The sequence below is a fragment of the Bacillus sp. 11C genome (assembly GCF_055486375.1).
In genome coordinates, this window is the sequence record NZ_JBUPVZ010000005.1 from 182,297 (window position 1) to 198,453 (window position 16,157).

The 16,157-nt window shown below is 46.2% G+C and carries 20 protein-coding genes and 1 pseudogene; 6 read left to right on the forward strand and 15 right to left on the reverse strand.

The genetic code is table 11. The features are described from left to right. Nucleotides 1–94 precede the first annotated feature (94 nt). The 9 genes from ACY3LV_RS09645 to ACY3LV_RS09685 form a co-directional block, all read right to left on the reverse strand. On the reverse strand, nt 95–439 hold the full coding sequence (locus ACY3LV_RS09645; protein ID WP_148964048.1) for an SCP2 sterol-binding domain-containing protein: 345 nt from the start codon (nt 437–439) through the stop codon (nt 95–97). A 107-nt stretch (nt 440–546) separates the two neighbouring features. Further along, nucleotides 547–867: a thioredoxin family protein gene (locus tag ACY3LV_RS09650; protein ID WP_148964049.1), complete on the reverse strand. Its 321-nt coding sequence runs from the start codon at nt 865–867 to the stop codon at nt 547–549. 1 nt (nt 868) lies between these two features. Continuing rightward, nucleotides 869–1,231, reverse strand: a complete 363-nt coding sequence (locus tag ACY3LV_RS09655) for a toprim domain-containing protein (protein WP_176365274.1) — start codon at nt 1,229–1,231, stop codon at nt 869–871. Nucleotides 1,232–1,302: 71 nt separating this feature from the next. Then, nucleotides 1,303–1,539 carry a YusG family protein gene (locus ACY3LV_RS09660; protein WP_333518455.1) on the reverse strand — a complete coding sequence of 79 codons (237 nt, stop codon included), beginning with the start codon at nt 1,537–1,539 and terminating at the stop codon, nt 1,303–1,305. Between the two features lie 55 nt (nt 1,540–1,594). After that, nucleotides 1,595–1,978, reverse strand: a complete 384-nt coding sequence (gene gcvH / locus ACY3LV_RS09665) for a glycine cleavage system protein GcvH (RefSeq protein WP_010330011.1) — start codon at nt 1,976–1,978, stop codon at nt 1,595–1,597. Between the two features lie 66 nt (nt 1,979–2,044). Then, nucleotides 2,045–2,401, reverse strand: coding sequence for an arsenate reductase family protein (locus ACY3LV_RS09670; protein WP_003222779.1), 357 nt, complete (start codon nt 2,399–2,401; stop codon nt 2,045–2,047). Between the two features lie 110 nt (nt 2,402–2,511). Then, nucleotides 2,512–4,296 carry an acyl-CoA dehydrogenase FadE gene (gene fadE, locus ACY3LV_RS09675; protein WP_148964051.1) on the reverse strand — a complete coding sequence of 595 codons (1,785 nt, stop codon included), beginning with the start codon at nt 4,294–4,296 and terminating at the stop codon, nt 2,512–2,514. 14 nt (nt 4,297–4,310) lie between these two features. Continuing rightward, the gene (locus ACY3LV_RS09680) at nt 4,311–5,486 is read right to left on the reverse strand and encodes an acetyl-CoA C-acetyltransferase (protein ID WP_148964052.1); all 1,176 of its coding nucleotides are present in this window, start codon (nt 5,484–5,486) and stop codon (nt 4,311–4,313) included. A gap of 10 nt (nt 5,487–5,496) precedes the next feature. Continuing rightward, nucleotides 5,497–7,866 (reverse strand): 3-hydroxyacyl-CoA dehydrogenase/enoyl-CoA hydratase family protein, encoded by a 2,370-nt coding sequence (locus tag ACY3LV_RS09685; RefSeq protein WP_464863689.1) that lies wholly within the window; start codon nt 7,864–7,866, stop codon nt 5,497–5,499. A 174-nt stretch (nt 7,867–8,040) separates the two neighbouring features. Between ACY3LV_RS09685 and ACY3LV_RS09690 the strand changes: the two genes are divergently transcribed. Continuing rightward, nucleotides 8,041–8,187: a YuzL family protein gene (locus tag ACY3LV_RS09690; protein WP_087991079.1), complete on the forward strand. Its 147-nt coding sequence runs from the start codon at nt 8,041–8,043 to the stop codon at nt 8,185–8,187. Nucleotides 8,188–8,211: 24 nt separating this feature from the next. On the opposite strand, the gene ACY3LV_RS09695 is transcribed toward ACY3LV_RS09690, so the two are convergent. Beyond that, the gene (locus tag ACY3LV_RS09695) at nt 8,212–9,120 is read right to left on the reverse strand and encodes a proline dehydrogenase family protein (protein WP_464863690.1); all 909 of its coding nucleotides are present in this window, start codon (nt 9,118–9,120) and stop codon (nt 8,212–8,214) included. 95 nt (nt 9,121–9,215) lie between these two features. Between ACY3LV_RS09695 and ACY3LV_RS09700 the strand changes: the two genes are divergently transcribed. The 4 genes and pseudogenes from ACY3LV_RS09700 (at nt 9,216) to mdtP (ending at nt 12,056) form a co-directional block, all read left to right on the forward strand. Next, nucleotides 9,216–9,461, forward strand: coding sequence for a hypothetical protein (locus tag ACY3LV_RS09700; protein ID WP_071577484.1), 246 nt, complete (start codon nt 9,216–9,218; stop codon nt 9,459–9,461). 12 nt (nt 9,462–9,473) lie between these two features. After that, nucleotides 9,474–9,806 (forward strand): spore coat protein, encoded by a 333-nt coding sequence (locus ACY3LV_RS09705; protein ID WP_087991082.1) that lies wholly within the window; start codon nt 9,474–9,476, stop codon nt 9,804–9,806. Between the two features lie 160 nt (nt 9,807–9,966). Continuing rightward, a pseudogene (gene mdtR, locus ACY3LV_RS09710) lies at nt 9,967–10,438 on the forward strand (MarR family transcriptional regulator MdtR). 1 nt (nt 10,439) lies between these two features. Next, nucleotides 10,440–12,056, forward strand: a complete 1,617-nt coding sequence (gene mdtP, locus ACY3LV_RS09715; RefSeq protein WP_464863691.1) for a multidrug efflux MFS transporter MdtP — start codon at nt 10,440–10,442, stop codon at nt 12,054–12,056. Nucleotides 12,057–12,089: 33 nt separating this feature from the next. On the opposite strand, the gene ACY3LV_RS09720 is transcribed toward mdtP, so the two are convergent. Beyond that, nucleotides 12,090–12,473: a tautomerase family protein gene (locus tag ACY3LV_RS09720; RefSeq protein WP_464863692.1), complete on the reverse strand. Its 384-nt coding sequence runs from the start codon at nt 12,471–12,473 to the stop codon at nt 12,090–12,092. A gap of 18 nt (nt 12,474–12,491) precedes the next feature. After that, nucleotides 12,492–13,232 (reverse strand): SDR family NAD(P)-dependent oxidoreductase, encoded by a 741-nt coding sequence (locus ACY3LV_RS09725; RefSeq protein ID WP_464863693.1) that lies wholly within the window; start codon nt 13,230–13,232, stop codon nt 12,492–12,494. Nucleotides 13,233–13,368: 136 nt separating this feature from the next. Between ACY3LV_RS09725 and ACY3LV_RS09730 the strand changes: the two genes are divergently transcribed. Beyond that, nucleotides 13,369–14,256: a LysR family transcriptional regulator gene (locus tag ACY3LV_RS09730; protein ID WP_464863694.1), complete on the forward strand. Its 888-nt coding sequence runs from the start codon at nt 13,369–13,371 to the stop codon at nt 14,254–14,256. Nucleotides 14,257–14,279: 23 nt separating this feature from the next. On the opposite strand, the gene ACY3LV_RS09735 is transcribed toward ACY3LV_RS09730, so the two are convergent. The 3 genes from ACY3LV_RS09735 to ACY3LV_RS09745 all read right to left on the reverse strand — a co-directional run bounded on the left by ACY3LV_RS09735 (nt 14,280) and on the right by ACY3LV_RS09745 (nt 16,074). Beyond that, on the reverse strand, nt 14,280–14,564 hold the full coding sequence (locus tag ACY3LV_RS09735) for a YusU family protein (protein ID WP_333560849.1): 285 nt from the start codon (nt 14,562–14,564) through the stop codon (nt 14,280–14,282). Nucleotides 14,565–14,591: 27 nt separating this feature from the next. Continuing rightward, complete coding sequence (locus ACY3LV_RS09740) at nt 14,592–15,419, reverse strand: ABC transporter ATP-binding protein (RefSeq protein WP_148964060.1); 828 nt, start codon at nt 15,417–15,419, stop codon at nt 14,592–14,594. Between the two features lie 217 nt (nt 15,420–15,636). Next, the gene (locus tag ACY3LV_RS09745) at nt 15,637–16,074 is read right to left on the reverse strand and encodes a YusW family protein (protein WP_464863695.1); all 438 of its coding nucleotides are present in this window, start codon (nt 16,072–16,074) and stop codon (nt 15,637–15,639) included. Between the last annotated feature and the right edge of the window lie 83 nt (nt 16,075–16,157).

The window sequence follows — 16,157 nt, forward strand, 5'->3', positions numbered from 1 at the left end:
CCGGAAATTCTTAATGTAGAATAGCATGGCGGATGATTGCATGTCAATAAAATAAATGATGTCAACTTTTACTATTATAATAATTTTCTGTTTTTTAATTATTCGCAATCCTCTGAAAAAAACCATTCGTCAGCCAGAGAATCGCTTCAAGCTTTAACAGGGCTCTGAAGGACCCCTTTACTTTTAGGCTTCCGCTCTGAATCAGATGCTGAAGGGAAATGTCTCCGTGCAATAAATGAATGATTTCGGATTGGTTTCCGTAAAAGGTCAGGTTGGACGGTTGGCGCGGAGAAATTTTTTTCATTTCTCCCTGTTCGTTTATTGAGACGGTTAAGGCTTCTGTTTCTCCTTGAAAGGTAATAAGCAATGTTGAAGCGCTCAAAAGGGGTTTTAAAAACAGATGCTGATACTCATCTTCCAAAACTTCCGCTTTCTCCATATGTACAACCTCCTATTTGTTGGTCATACATAGACATTTCTCTCTCTGGCGCACGAACCCCTTTATAAAACGAACGACAATTTCATTGGAATGCGCTGAGAAATATGTCATAAATGGGATGCGGAAGATGATTTTTGTTTGATCAGCTCATATAAATAAGAAACGGAATGAAACGCATATCCTCTTTCAACCATTTTTCCTCCTTTAAACAGCAGAAAACAAGGGACGCTTTCAATTTGATACGCTTTTGCGAATGTCGGAGAGTAATTGACATTGTTTTGGTAGAAGGCGACATCAGGCAGCATTTCTTTCACCACTGTCAGCATTTTGCTTGCAAGCTGGCAAGTGCCGCAAAACGGAGTATATAAATATAGAAGATACACATCATCAGCAATGTGCTCAAGCTCGTGTTCCTGGAGTTCTTTCATGCTATACACCTCGGGACTTTCTTTCAAGAAAAATAGTATGGACATTCAGATTCGCGCGCAGCAATACAGAGGCGACGTGGTGTCTGGGCGCAGCCGCCACTTCTTTATAGGCTCTGTCGATATGCAGATGGCAGGCTTCGTTAAATTCTCTTTTCAGCTGTTTTCTCAATTTCTCGCCTGATTCGTCAGCATCCACTAATATATAGACGTCTTTATCATAAAGCTCGTCAGCCAATTCCTCAAGCCTCAGCTGGCTGATTGTTCCGTTTGTGCAGATAATGCGCACCGGTTCATCCAGAACGCTTTCGATTTTCTCTTTATCTGATTTCCCTTCCACAATCATGACCTTTTCCAGCTCATCCATCTTCTTCACCTGCCGCGTCAAATTTGAAACGTTCAGATTGTAAAAGAAGGCAGTGAAATTCACCGCCAACATTAACACCAGCCGTTTTCGTAGTCACAATCCACATATTTCTCATCGTTTCCAGAGACCACATCGGCTGTCTTATAAAATTTCTCATTTTCAAAGGAATAACCGGACTTAAGCTCATATTCATTCATGCTTGTCATTTGGCCGATTCTCTCATTTTCATGATATAACGAGAGCTGGCCATGTTGAAAGCGGCCTGTCACATCATTGGTGACATCGAGCTTTTGTTTACTGAAAGCCATATTGGACACCTCCCATAACGTTAGCGTGTCCAATTGCCTTTACAGCTATCCTGCTTTAGTCTTCCTGTGTCATCTCTTCGTATTGCTCTGCTGTCATCAGTTTTTCAATTTCAGAAGCGTCAGACGGCTCAACGACGATCATCCATGCTTTTTCGTACGGAGATTCGTTTACGAATTCCGGACTGTCATCAAGATCTTCGTTAATTTCCACAACAGTTCCGTTAATCGGCGCATAAAGCTCAGATACCGTTTTAACGGATTCAACACTGCCGAATGGCTCGTCCGCTTTGATTTCAGCGCCCACTTCAGGAAGTTCGACAAACACGATATCGCCTAGCTCGGACTGGGCAAAATGCGTAATCCCGATTCTGGCTTTTTCTCCTTCAACTTTTACCCACTCGTGTTCTCCTGAGTAACGCAAATCTTTAGGTATGCTCAATTGAATCCCTCCATTTTTTACAGCACTATAATAAGAAGATACCATACTTTTCAAAAAAAATTGACATTAAGCCCAGTTTTCTTCAAATTGGTCTTCTTTAAAACCGACTGTCACTTTTTCGCCGTCTGTTGTAAGCGGCCGTTTGATCAGCATTCCGTCTGAAGCCAGCAGTTCAAGCTGTTCGTCCTCCGACATGTGATACAGCTTTTCCTTGAGATTGAGCTCACGGTATTTCATCCCGCTCGTGTTGAAAAATTTCTTGAGATCCAGCCCGCTTTTTTCATAAAGCGCTTTTAGTTCTTCTTTGCTTGGAGGCTGCTCTGCAATATGTATTTCGTTGATTTCTTTTCCATGCTCTTCAAGCCATTTCTTTGCTTTGCGGCACGTTCCGCATTTAGGGTACCAGTAAAAAGTTAACGACATCTTCTTCCCCCCTCAATAAAATAATCGAGGTTATTTTAACACAGTTTGTTTTAAAAACCTAAAACAGTGCTTCTTAAAAAAAGCTCCGCGCATGCGGAGCTCTTCGCCGATCAGACAATATATTTTTCAGCCTCAAAAACGCCCGCTGCCGCTTCGCGTTTTTTCTGAATCACGTTTTTAGGGGTTACCCGCGTCAGCTTGCGCAGAGCGGAAAGCATCATGCGGAGTGAATCTCCTTCTTCCATTGCGATGAGAGACTCCTTGGCGTGCGCTTCAATTTCGTTAAAGGCTTCTTGAACGAAAATTTCTGTATACAGCACCTTCTGCGCTGCTTTTTCCCCGCCTTGCGCGGCGATGGCCTTTTCCGTTCTAAGCACGGCTGATTCCATCGCGTACACATTGCTGACGATGTCCGCAACGTTGACGAGAATTTCCTGTTCGCGATCGATGGCTTTCCCGTATTTTTGCGCGGCGAGACCGGCAGCGAACAGCGCGATTTTTTTAGCTTGTTTGACAATATATTTCTCCTGCTCTAAAACGCCGCTGCCAGGCTCTTCAGGCATAAGCATCATGAGTTCTTCCTGCAGCGTTTGCGCTTTTTCAAATAGAGGCAGTTCGCCTTTAAGCGCTTTTTTCAGGAAGGTGCTTGGCACGATTAACCGGTTGATTTCGTTTGTCCCTTCAAAAATCCGATTGATCCTTGAATCCCTATAGGCTCTTTCCACTTCGTACTCCTGCATAAAACCGTAGCCTCCATGAATCTGCACGCCTTCATCAACGATATAATCAAGCGTCTCGGAGCCGAATACCTTATTAAGAGAGCATTCGATGGCATATTCGGCAATCGACTTGGCAATTTGGCGGCCGTCCTTGAGATCTTCGGACGTAAACTGGCTCATATTGTCTTCAAACAGCCCGACGGTTCTGTACACAGAGCTTTCCATCGCGTAGAGCCTTGATGCCATTGTCGCGATTTTTTCCTGTGTCAGCGAAAAGCCCGCAATCGGCGTTTTAAATTGGCGGCGCTGGTTCGCGTAACCCGCGGACAGCTCGATCACCCGCTTAGATGCGCCGATTGAACCAACCGCCAGCTTGTAGCGGCCGATATTTAAAATATTAAAGGCGATCACATGCCCTTTGCCGATTTCGCCAAGCAGGTTTTCCTTTGGCACTTCAGCTTGATCTAAAAGGAGGGTTCTTGTCGATGACCCTTTGATCCCCATTTTCTTTTCTTCCGGACCCGTAGATACACCCGGGAAATCTTTTTCTACAATAAAGGCTGAGAACTTTTCACCGTCCACCTTAGCGTAAACAACAAATACATCAGCAAAGGCAGAGTTGGTAATCCACTGTTTTTCCCCGGTTAACACGTAATGCGTACCCGCTTCATTCAGCACGGCTGTTGTTTTTGCTCCAAGGGCATCAGATCCGGAGCCCGGCTCAGTCAGTGCATAAGCCGCGATCTTTTCGCCTGAAGCGAGCCCTGGCAAATATGTTTTCTTTTGTTCTTCTGACCCGAAAAAGACGATCGGCAAGGATCCAATGCCGACATGCGCGCCATAAGAAAGCGAAAAGCTTCCCGCACGCGAAAATTTTTCAGTGATGAGTGCCGAGCTGATTTTATCAAGACCGAGCCCTCCGTACTCCTCCGGCACATCGGCGCCAAGAAGCCCGAGTTCGCCCGCTTTCTTTAACAGCCTGACGGAATGCTCGAATTGATGGTTTTCGATGTCATCTATATGAGGGAGCACATCTTGCTCGATGTAGTCCTCTGTTGTTTTCGCAATCATTTTATGCTCGTCAGTGAAATCCTCCGGTGTATACATTTGATCGTATGTGATATCCTCGATTAAGAAACCGCCGCCTTTTTGTACTTCAGCCGCTTTTTTTGCCATTTATTTTTCCCCCTTTAGCATAATTCAAATACACCGGCCGCTCCCATCCCGCCGCCGATACACATTGTGACGACTCCAAATTGCTCGTTTCTCCGTTTCATTTCATGAATCAGTGAGAGTGTAAGCTTTGTTCCCGTACAGCCAAGCGGGTGTCCAAGCGCGATTGCGCCCCCGTTGACATTCACTTTTTCTTCGTCAATGCCGAGTTCTCTGATGACTTGAATGGCTTGTGATGCAAAAGCTTCGTTCAGTTCAAACAAGCCGATGTCCTGCAGTTGAAGCCCGGCTAGCTTTAAAGCACGCGGAATGGCTTCCACCGGCCCGATGCCCATCACTTCCGGAGGCACGCCGCCTACTGCAAAGGAACGGAATTTCACAAGCGGCGCCAAGCCCAGCGCATCCGCTTTTTCCCGGTCCATCAGCATAACTGCCGCCGCTCCGTCACTTGTCTGCGAGGAGTTGCCCGCAGTAACCGTTCCATCAACGGAAAAAGCCGGGCGCAATGTTGATAAAATGTCTGTCGTCGTTTTCGGGCGAACGCCTTCATCCTGGGAAAAAACAAACTGTTTTTCCCGCGGCTTATGGTTGTCTCCGACTTCTGTCACCGTCACTTCGACGGGCACAATCTCATCTTTAAATTTCCCCTCTGCAAGGGCTTTGGCCGCGTTCTGGTGGCTGCGAACGGCAAACGCATCCTGATCCTCTCGGGAAACGCCGTATTTTTTCGCGACCTGCTCGGCTGTGTGGCCCATGCTCATGTAATACTCCGGCGCCTTTTCTGCCAACGCGAGGTTCGGACGGGTCACATGCCCCATCATCGGTACCTGCGACATCGATTCCGCTCCGCCGGCGATCGCTGTATCGTAGGCGCCGAGCATAATTTTTTCTGCCGCATATGCGATGGTCTGAAGGCCTGAAGAGCAGTAGCGATTGACTGTGACGGCCGGGACCGTATACGGCAGCCCCGCAAGCGCGCCGATATTTCTGGCCATATTAAGCCCCTGCTCCGCTTCAGGTGTCGCACAGCCGATAATCAAGTCATCAATATTGCCTTCGTAGCCGCCTGCCCGTTTCAGTGTTTCTTTGACGCAAATCGCTCCCAAATCATCCGGGCGAACGGTGGCCAACGATCCTTTCTTTGCTTTCCCAACCGGTGTTCTTGCACCTGACACAATGACTGCCTCTTTCATAAGCTCCCTCCTAATTCCGTAAAGGTTTACCCTTCACAAGCATATGCTGCATTCTCGCTTGAGATTTCGCCTCTCCTGCCAAACTCAAAAACGCTTCTCTCTCGATCTCCAATAAATATTCTTCATCAACCTCTGTACCGAACGGCACATGTCCGCCGGCAATGACATAAGCAAGTTTTTTCGCGATCTTGAAATCATGCTCTGATATATAACCGGACAGCTTCATTTGCTCCGCGCCAAGCAATAGTGCCGCATAACCGGTTTCTCCCGCCACCTTGACCCTTTCTTTTACAGGCGGCCGCCAGCCTGTATCGTATAAAGATGCGGCAAGCTGCTTCGCATCGTACAGCAGGTGGTCCTGATTCACGCTGATGGGATCCGCTTCTTTTAAGATGGTCATCTCACGAGCCTCTTGGGCGGAAGCGGACACTTTCGCCATCGCAATCGTTTCAAATGTTTTCATCGCCGCATTCATCGGATCAAGACCGCGGTGAAGATGGTTGATGTACAGCTCTTTGTTTCCTCCTCCGCCAGGGATGAGGCCGACACCCGATTCCACAAGCCCCATATAGGTTTCGCTTGCTGCTTGAATGCGCGCCGCCGGCAGGCATACTTCGGTTCCTCCGCCGAGCGTCATGCCAAATGGAGCGGCGACAACCGGTTTCGCACTGTATTTGATCTTCATCATCGTCTCCTGGAAACGACGTATCACGAAATCGACTTCCAGAAAATTGTCATCTTGAACTTCCATTAAGATCATGCCAAGATTGGCGCCGACGCAGAAATTTTTCCCTTGGTTGCCGATGACAAGGCCTTTGTAGTTCCGCTCTGTTTCCTCCAATGCTTTGTTGATCATTTGAATGATATCGAGCCCGATCGCATTGCTTTTTGAATGAAACTCAAGAAGGGCCACATCATCTCCAAGGTCGATCAGGCTTGCTCCGCTGTTTTTCGCAATCACGCCGTTTGTTTCCTTGAGCGTTTGTAAATGAATGCGTTTTTTGTTTTCTTTCACAGCTCTATATTCGCCGCGGTCATAATAAAATACCGTTCCGTTTTCTCTGATGTAGAAGGTTTCATTTCCTTTGTCCAGCATGTCTTTGATCCAGTCAGGCATTTTCGCTCCAAGCTGTTCTAGCTTTTCCGCCGACTGCCTGAGGCCGATGGCGTCCCACATCTCGAACGGGCCCAGCTCCCAGCCGAATCCCCACTTCATGGCTTGGTCAATCGCATGAATATCATCGGCAATCTCCCCAAGCAGTTCGGCTGAGTAAAGCAAAGTTTGAGATGTGATATTCCACAGCAGTCTGCCGGCTCTGTCATCCGAGTAAATAAGCGCTTTCATTTTGGCTTTTGTTCCTTTTGCCTGTTTTGCCGCTTCAAGTGACGCTGTTTTCATTTTTGTCCGTTCGCCATAAGTAAGCGTCACTGGGTCAAGCTCATAAATCGTTTTTCCTTCTTTTTTATAAAAGCCTTGGCCGGCCTTGCTTCCGATCCACCCTTGCTGCAGCATATCGTTCATGAAACCCGGCAGGCGGAATACTTCTTTCTCGTCTCCGTCCGCTTTGTCATACACATTTCGGGCGACGTGGGCGAATGTATCGAGTCCGACAACATCAAGCGTTCTGAAGGTCGCGCTTTTCGGTCTGCCGATCAGCGGACCTGTGACTGAATCGACTTCCCCGACCTGATAGCCGCCTTTCAGCATTTCTTGGACTGTGACGAGAAGCCCGTACGTTCCAATGCGGTTTGCGATAAAGTTCGGTGTGTCTTTTGCTGTGACGACGCCTTTACCAAGGACATTTTCACCGAAGGCTGTCATAAACTTTAAAATATCAGGGTTCGTTTCCTTAATCGGAATGACCTCCAGCAGCTTTAAATAGCGAGCAGGATTAAAAAAGTGTGTTCCGAGAAAATGGGCTTTAAAATCATCCGACCGTCCTTCAGCCATCTCCTGTACTGATATGCCGGAGGTGTTGCTTGAGACGATGCTGCCAGGCTTTCGATGTTCATCCACAAGAGCGAATATTTGCTTTTTGACTTCAAGGTTTTCGACAACGACCTCAATAATCCAATCTGCTTCTTTCAGCTTTGCTGCATCATCCTCCAGATTGCCAGGTGTGATATAGGAGGTATTTTCCGCTGATGTGAGAGGAGCGGGCTTTTGTTTCAGCAGTTTTTCCATCGCCTGCCGGCTCAGCCTGCTGCGCACCTCCGGGCAGTCCTTCGTCAGCCCCTTTTTTTCCTCTTCCTTTGTCAAATCGTTCGGCACAATATCAAGCAGCAGAACAGGAATGCCGATATTAGCCAAATGCGCAGCAATCCCGGAACCCATTACCCCCGATCCTAAAACGGCTGCCTTCCGAATGTGTTTGTGCATGAGATATCCCCCTTGAACATTGAATGAATAATCATTCATTTTTTGAACAAAAAAAATGAAACCCGTTTCTTCTTTCATCTTAAAAGATTTTCGGTTCGACTTCAATAGCTAATTTGTTATTTTTTTGCATGAAGCTTATAAAAGAAGGGCAACTTAAGCCCGGAGGTGAAGGGAATGGTGCGAGAGAAAAAAGATCCGTCTTCAGCGGCAGTCAGCGCGGCGAGCGTGAAAGGTGATGCCGGTCCGACTCAGCATTACGGCGGCGGAAAACGGACAAGTCAAAATCAGCAATATAAAAAACATAACATGGAACAATCATGACGCAGCTGCTTCCCGCGGCTGCTTTCATTTTTTCAAAATTCCTTTCAGCACAAATACTGCATTGGCAGGCCGTTCGCCAATTCTTCTCATAAAGTAGCTGAACCAGTCCGTTCCATACGGGACATACACTCGCATTCTGTACCCTTCCTTAGCCAGTTCCTTCTGCCGCTCCGGTCTGATGCCATATAGCATTTGAAACTCAAATTGTGACGCTGGGATCTGATGTTCAGCAACGAGCTGTTTCGTAAACGCAATGATGTCATCATCATGTGTGGCGACAGCCGTGTAGTTCCCGCTTAACAGCTGCAGTTTTATTAAACTCTGAAAATGAAGGTCTGTTCCTTTTTTATCAGGGAATGCCACAGCCGCAGATTCTTTATAAGCGCCTTTCACAAGTCTGAGATTCGGCTTTAAGTCATGCATATTTCTGATATCTTCTGCCGCCCGGTACAAATAGGCCTGAATCACCGTACCCAGCATCTCAAATTCCTGTTTGCATTGCCTGTAGATAGCGAGTGTCTGTTCATAATGAGAATAGTCTTCCATATCAATCGTCACAGCAACACCATATTGCCTCGCAGCGGATAGAATGGCACGCAAATGAGAAAGGGCAAGTTCTTCTGAAAGATCAAGCCCGATTGAAGTCAGCTTGAGTGAAAGCTCTGAGTCCAATTGATGCTGGGCAATGGCTTGAATGGCTTTCTTGCATTCCTCTGCGACTTGCTTCGCTTCTTTTTCTGAAGCTGCATACTCGCCTAAATAATCAATTGTTGCGCACAAACCGGATCTATTTAGCCTTTTGACAGCCTTAACCGCCGATTCAATTGTATCCCCCGCGACAAACCTTCGTGCTCCAAGCCGCGGCCCGTATGCTTTTGCGAACTTGGTAAGTGCTTTATTTTGAGATAAGAATAAAAATATATGTCTCAACATCCGACTCCCTCCTGCCGCCATTTTCAAAACACCTGCATATAACTCCCGGACTAAAGGAAACTATATATTGAACAGAAAACCAAAGGAGGATCACAATGGACAATCAGCAGCAATCACAAATGCCGCCTTCCGTTATTTCGACAAAAGATCATTTGTATCTGAATGACATGCTGAACTGGAATTTGCTCGCGATGAAAAAAGCGCATTTCATGGCGCAAAAGTGCCAGGATCAATCGTTAAAACAAGAACTCGACCGCGTCGGACACATGCATCATGACCACTATCAAAGAATATTAAAGCACCTGCAGCCAGGCCAACAGCAGTCCGGCTACATCCAATAAGGAGGCGCCAGAATGAATCAGCAAAATCAGAAAATCAGCAACCCGGAGACACCTGTACCGACAACTTCGGAGATGAATGACAGAGATTTCGTCAACGAACTGCTGACAACAGAAAAATATATGACAACTGCGTATTGTACAGCCTTGAACGAATTCAGCCATGAGTCTCTCTATCAGGATATTCAAACCATTTTTGATGAGTCACAAAAAACGCAAAGAAAACTGTATGACCTCATGTTCCAATATGGATGGTATTCTGTCGAAGCGGAGGATGCCCAAAAGCTGCAGCAGTCCTATCAAAAATTCCAGCAGACCATTCAGCAGCAGTCTCCTTATCAGCAATAAAATACATGAGCAAAAAGGATACGATGTGCTTCAGGGCATCTATCCTTTTTTTATGTGAAATTGGTTGACTTTTTATTAATACTTATTTATATTTAATACACATTAACTATTTTACTATCTTAAATATAAATACAGTTTATGTAATAGAGGGGAAATGAACATGAAGAGTGCGGATCAGTTAATGTCCGATATTCAATTATCACTTCAGGCGCTCTTTCAAAAGATACAGCCTGAAATGCTGGAAAGCATGGAGAAACAAGGAGTTACCCCAGCCCAGCTGTTTGTGCTGGCCAGCTTAAAAAAACACGGCAGCCTCAAAATTTCTGAAATCGCCGAGCGGATGGAGGTCAAGCCAAGCGCTGTGACGTTAATGGCAGATCGCCTTGAACAAAAAAATCTCATCACCAGAACACACAACACAAAAGACAGGCGAGTGATTGACATCAGTCTGACTGATGAAGGAGACGGAAAATTCGAGGAGGTTTTGGCAGGCAGAAAAGCCATTATGGCGCGATACCTTTCCTTCTTGACGGAGGAGGAAATGCTTCAGGCGGCGCGTATTACAGAAAAGCTCGCACAGGCTGCAGCGGAAACGGATTGAAAAGCAAAACATGAAAAGAGGAAACGGATGAAATGAGTAATGAAGGCAAACAATCAAAACGGACGTTATTAATCACAGGCTTAATTATTGCCATGTTTTTTTCAGCTCTTGACGGTACCATTGTCGGAACGGCCATGCCGAAAATTGTCGGTGATCTGGGCGGTTTGAGCATGATGACCTGGCTAACAACTGCATATTTGTTAACATCAACAACTGTCGTTCCGATTGCCGGTAAACTGGCCGATTTATTGGGACGGCGTATTGTCTATGTATCAGGTTTGATTATTTTTATGGCAGCTTCCGCTTTGTGCGGAATGGCCAACAATATGACAGAATTGATTATTTTCCGCGGACTGCAGGGAATCGGCGGAGGCATTATGATGCCGATGGCGATGATTGTCATCGGTGACTTGTTCACTGGAAAACAGCGCGCTAAATTCCAAGGGGTCTTTGGCGCGATTTACGGGCTGGCCTCAGTGATTGGGCCGCAAATCGGCGGTTGGATTGTAGACTCGCTAAACTGGAAATGGGTTTTCTACATTAACCTTCCAGTCGGAATTATTGCGGTTATTTTTATTGCCAGAGGGTTACAGGGCCGCCAGCAGACTGGTCCGATCAACTTCGATATCGCTGGAATTTTCACGATGATAGTCGGGATTGTCAGCCTCCTTCTCGCCTTAAGTTTTGGCGGAAAAGATTACGCGTGGGGTTCATGGCAGATTCTTGGCTTGTTCGCACTCGCGCTGATCGGCATTGTCAGCTTTATTATCGTAGAATCAAAAGCAAAAGAGCCGATCCTGCCAATGTATCTATTTAAAAACAGAACGTTTACATTTTTAAACTTGATCGGTTTCTTTATGAGTATCGGCATGTTTGGTGCAATTACGTTTGTTCCTTTCTTTATGCAGGGAATTGTCGGTGTAAGCGCGTCTGAATCAGGCACGATTATGACACCGATGATGATCTCAATGATTATTACAAGTATTATCGGCGGCCAGCTGGTTTACAAAATCGGCATTAAACCGCAAATCATTACAGGCATGCTGATTATGGCCGGAGGATTCCTGCTGTTAACGACTTTGGGTCTTGATACGAGCAAGCTTGTCGCTACATCGTATATGGCGATTATTGGTCTGGGAATGGGTCTGGTTATGCCGATTCTGACACTGGCTTTACAGGAAAGCTTTTCGAAAGAAGAGCTTGGGGTTGTCACATCATCCAGCCAATTCTTCCGTTCTATCGGAGGAACATTCGGCATTACCATGCTTGGAACTGTAATGAATGCGAGATCAGGAAACTTATTAACAGATAAACTGGTGCCGTATTTAGACTCACTTCCGGCACAGGCAAGCTCATTTGCCAACCAGCTAAAGAGTATGATTGATACAAATCCGCAAGGGCTGCTGCAATCACTGTTCAGTCCGGACGCATTGAAACAAATCCCTGCGGCTTTCTCATCCCATATTATACCGATTTTAAAAACATCGTTGATGGATTCGCTCCACAGCGTGTTTTATACAGGCCTGATCTTTATCGCAGTCGGAGCCGTATTTACCTTGTTCTTAAAACCTATCAAGCTATCGAATAAGAAAACGGATGAACAAGTAAAAGAGAAAGCGGCACAAGCCGTTGAATCACCTTCACATTAATAGAGCGCCCCGCGGGTCAACCCGCGGGGTTTTTTATTCGATCATCTGAGCCCTTCCATTTCCGAAGGACCAATCCTCATCCTGATTTCCGGCCAGTATGATAAACACATCTTCTTTTCTTACACCAAGCCCGGATTGAATCCGGCTTGCGATTGAGTGGTAAAGCGCTTTTTTCTGTTCAGTTGTTCTTGAATCTTTCAACGTAAAATGAATGTATATCAATTCATCAGTACGCTCGACCCGCAGATAAGACAGATCATAAAAAAATTCGCTGTTTTCATATTGCCTGATGACTTGAAAATAGTCATCTTCCGGCACATTGATTTCTTCGATCATCGATTGATGGATGGTCCTGCTTAGTTTTTGAAGCCACGCTTCACTTCTTCCCGCCCGTAAATGAATCTGTACAAATGGCATCCCCCGCATCCCCTCTCTTTACAGCGTCTGTCCGCTGTCAATTGTGATGATTTGACCTGTAAGTGATTCCTGTTCAACAAGCGAACAGATCAATTTGGCGACATCATCCGGTTCAGCAATACGCTGCAGCGGCAAAGCGCCGATCATGTTTTTCATTTTTTCTTCCCGGCCAGCCCACCATCTCGTTGCGACAGCTCCCGGTGCTACACCGCTCACTCTGATTTCGGGCGCTAAGGCGTGAGCCAATGATTTCGTTAAACCGTGCACCGCCGATTTTGACACTGCATAAGGCATAGATGAACCCGCCCCGGTTAACCCTGCGATGCTGCCGACATTTACGATCGCTCCAGCCTTGCTTTTTTTCATGAACGGAACCACTGCCCGCGCGCAGAAAAACATCCCTTTCACGTTGACAGCGTACAGCTCATCCCAGACATCTTCTGTCGCCGCTTCAAGATCATCCATTGGAATATGCCGTGTAATGCTGGCGTTATTGACTAAAACATCAATCGTGCCGTGCGTTTTTACGATCGAGTGAACCATGTCCTGCACTTCGCTGTTTTTTGATACATCTGCTCGTATGGAGAAGGCTTGCCCGCCATCTTTTCGAATCATTTCCACTGTTTCCTCCGCTTCGGATTGCGAACGTGAATAATTCACCGCAACAACCGCTCCGCGTTTTGCCAATTCTATACTGGCTGCTCTTCCGATTCCTGTTGCGCCCCCTGTTACGAGAGCTATTTTGTTCATGACATTCATTGCCGCCACTCCTTGCTGTTTATGAAATTATCTTGCTGATTCCATTGTAATCTAGGTTTGGTGTTACGTATAATGATTGTTAAAGATACTTGCTATCACTCAGATTGATAGCAACAAACAAACGGAGGAATTCAAAATGGAAAGCGGAGATTTACGTGTGTTTCAAATGGTAGCCCGTGAAGGCTCCATTACGAAAGCAGCCCTGCAGCTTGGCTATGTGCAATCGAATGTCACAGCCAGAATTCAGCAATTGGAAGCTGAGCTGGGCACCATGCTGTTTTTGCGCCATAATCGGGGCATGACACTTTCTGCAAGCGGAAAGTTGCTGCTGGACTACGCCAATAAAATTATCGGCCTGCTGGATGAAGCGTCTAAAGCGCTCTCATCCTCTCTCGAACCAAGCGGGCCGCTTATGATCGGCTCCACTCAGACAACCGCCGCAGTAAGGCTTCCGAAGCTTTTGGCTTCATATTATGAAGAACATCCAAACGTCCAGCTGTCTTTAACAACAGGTCATACACAATTTCTCCTTGATAAAGTTCTCCGGTATGAATTGGATGGCGCCTTTATCGGATGTGAATGCAATCATCCCGAGCTCGTGTCCTATCCTGCATTTGAGGAAGAACCAGTGGTTGTTTCGGCAGCTTCCGTATCCGATGCAGAGGAAGCCATCACAAAGCCGATTCTCGTTTACAGCACAGGCTGTTCGTATCGGGAAACACTTGAAAAATGGCTGCGCTCTGCCGGCGTCACACAGCCGGTCATGATGGAATTTGGTACGCTTGAAGCGATTATCGGCGGGGTTACAGCAGGTCTTGGCATCTCGTTGCTGCCAAGAACGGTTGTGCAAAAACACGAGGCTGAAGGGTCGATTCGCTTGTACCCGCTGCCTAAGGCTCTCAGACAGATGAAAACAGAATTTATTGTCCGAAAAGATTCGTTTATCAGCAGCGCGCTGCGGACTTTTATGGATTCCTTCGCGCCAGATCAAACGGCAGCATCACAAAAAAGCAGTCTGCTGTGATTGGCAGACTGCTTTTTTAATTATTATTTGTTTCGATGCATTTCATTTAATTCCTTAATATGCTGAATGACATCTTTAATGCCCTGCTTCGCGTCAGGATATGTCGCATTCCAATGCTTAGCGAGGGGCGGCATGCTTTTGGCTATATGCGTGTACAAAATCCATTGCTTCACTTCTTCTTTTAGCTCATTGTTTGATTCACCAAGCAGAAGCTCCGTATACTTCTCCAGCAATCCATCGAGCTGTTCCTTAAGTTTTTGTTCCATTTTCCATCTTCCTTTCGAAAAAACAGCAAGGAGCTTTCTCAAGTGAAAGCTCCTTTAGCTGGCGTTTATTTATCCATGTGATGTAAAAGCCGCTTCCCGGACAATGCATCTGCCCCTGCCATGAGGGATGCAAAGAGGCGTTCCGAACAGCGGGTCCTGTGTGACCTGACAGTTCATAGAAAACACATTTTGCACAAGATCACAAGTGATGACTTCTTCCGGACGGCCTTCAGCATAAATTTGTTTATCTTTTATAGCCACAAGATGATGCGCATAGCGGCACGCCAAGTTTAAGTCATGGAGAACCATAACAATCGTCCGCTCTTCCTTTTCATTCAGCTCAAACAGCAAATCAAGTATTTCAATTTGGTGCGTCATGTCCAAATACGTCGTCGGCTCATCCAGAAGGATAATATCCGTTTCCTGCGCAAGCGTCATCGCGATCCAAGCCCGCTGGCGCTGTCCTCCTGACAAAGAATCGACGGCGCGGTCAGCCATGTCCTCAAGTTTTGTTGCTTTAAGCGCTCTCTCAACTGCTGCCTCATCCTCTTTTGACCACTGTTTCAGCCAGTTTTGATAAGGATATCTTCCTTGCTTCACCAGCTGGTGCACCGTCAGCCCCTCTGGAGCCGAAGGACCCTGCGGCAGGATTGCGAGCTCTTTTGCGACTTCCTTCGTTGGAAGCTTGGCAATCGCTCTTCCTTCCAGCAGCACTGAACCGCCTCTCGGCTTCATCAGACGCGCTAATGAACGTAAAAGTGTCGATTTTCCGCAGCCATTGCTGCCAATAAATACGGTAATTTCACCTTTTGGAATGGTTAAATTCAACTCATCAATAATAACGGCATCCCCGTATCCTAAGCTCAGCGTTTCTGTAGAAATTGCACTCATACCCATAACCGCTCCTTTTTGCTGGCTTTTTAGCAGCACTATGTATTGCACGTTTTCTATATACATGCGTGTTAAGTCAATTGTCATCAATGCAAGTGATTCGATATTCAGCCATTTGATATGGTCATATATCCCTCATTGTAGCAGAAAACAATGACTTTGAAAATCATTTTCAATTAGTTTTTTGGACATAATTGGCGTTTATGGGTTTTTTATCACAGGATTATTTCTTAATTTCTCTTATTGAGCCATTCTTCAGCTTTAGTTTTAAGTCGATATGGTCATAATGGCTGTCCAAATTAAACGCTGCCAGCACACTGTGTATCACTTCTGATTCCGCCATATGTTCTGTCACGGAAAGCTCGCTCAGGATCATTTTCATCTCATCCAATGCTTCTTCCCCCTCCTGGTTTACGCCAGAGAGCTTATCCTGTATTTCCGCTATTTCACGAGTTCCATTTTTTGTATATACAACTTCATAACGATCATGCTCTCCATCCCCGTAACTCACCCGAAGCGAGAAATCGCTGTAAGGAACAGACTTCAGTTGGGTGACGGCTGTATTTTCTCCTTTTGCCTGCTGCTGGTCTTCATTGAGACGGCAGCCCGCAATCAGAACCACTGCGAGGCAAACAGCACCGGCTGCTCTAATCAAATGCATATGTTTCCCCCCTGTAGAATCCCATTTGTTTTAGGTATGTCCCGAGAATGAAATCCTCATTCAGAGAAGAATTGAAAAAGCCG

Coding starts and splice junctions, on each gene's coding strand:
- ACY3LV_RS09645 (WP_148964048.1), bottom strand. CDS start 439: ATGGAGAAAGCGGAAGTTTTGGAAGATGAGTATCAGCATCTGTTTTTA.
- ACY3LV_RS09650 (WP_148964049.1), bottom strand. CDS start 867: ATGAAAGAACTCCAGGAACACGAGCTTGAGCACATTGCTGATGATGTG.
- ACY3LV_RS09655 (WP_176365274.1), bottom strand. CDS start 1,231: ATGGATGAGCTGGAAAAGGTCATGATTGTGGAAGGGAAATCAGATAAA.
- ACY3LV_RS09660 (WP_333518455.1), bottom strand. CDS start 1,539: ATGGCTTTCAGTAAACAAAAGCTCGATGTCACCAATGATGTGACAGGC.
- ACY3LV_RS09670 (WP_003222779.1), bottom strand. CDS start 2,401: ATGTCGTTAACTTTTTACTGGTACCCTAAATGCGGAACGTGCCGCAAA.
- fadE (WP_148964051.1), bottom strand. CDS start 4,296: ATGGCAAAAAAAGCGGCTGAAGTACAAAAAGGCGGCGGTTTCTTAATC.
- ACY3LV_RS09680 (WP_148964052.1), bottom strand. CDS start 5,486: ATGAAAGAGGCAGTCATTGTGTCAGGTGCAAGAACACCGGTTGGGAAA.
- ACY3LV_RS09685 (WP_464863689.1), bottom strand. CDS start 7,866: ATGCACAAACACATTCGGAAGGCAGCCGTTTTAGGATCGGGGGTAATG.
- ACY3LV_RS09690 (WP_087991079.1), top strand. CDS start 8,041: ATGGTGCGAGAGAAAAAAGATCCGTCTTCAGCGGCAGTCAGCGCGGCG.
- ACY3LV_RS09695 (WP_464863690.1), bottom strand. CDS start 9,120: ATGTTGAGACATATATTTTTATTCTTATCTCAAAATAAAGCACTTACC.
- ACY3LV_RS09700 (WP_071577484.1), top strand. CDS start 9,216: ATGGACAATCAGCAGCAATCACAAATGCCGCCTTCCGTTATTTCGACA.
- ACY3LV_RS09705 (WP_087991082.1), top strand. CDS start 9,474: ATGAATCAGCAAAATCAGAAAATCAGCAACCCGGAGACACCTGTACCG.
- mdtP (WP_464863691.1), top strand. CDS start 10,440: ATGAGTAATGAAGGCAAACAATCAAAACGGACGTTATTAATCACAGGC.
- ACY3LV_RS09720 (WP_464863692.1), bottom strand. CDS start 12,473: ATGCCATTTGTACAGATTCATTTACGGGCGGGAAGAAGTGAAGCGTGG.
- ACY3LV_RS09725 (WP_464863693.1), bottom strand. CDS start 13,232: ATGAATGTCATGAACAAAATAGCTCTCGTAACAGGGGGCGCAACAGGA.
- ACY3LV_RS09730 (WP_464863694.1), top strand. CDS start 13,369: ATGGAAAGCGGAGATTTACGTGTGTTTCAAATGGTAGCCCGTGAAGGC.
- ACY3LV_RS09740 (WP_148964060.1), bottom strand. CDS start 15,419: ATGGGTATGAGTGCAATTTCTACAGAAACGCTGAGCTTAGGATACGGG.
- ACY3LV_RS09745 (WP_464863695.1), bottom strand. CDS start 16,074: ATGCATTTGATTAGAGCAGCCGGTGCTGTTTGCCTCGCAGTGGTTCTG.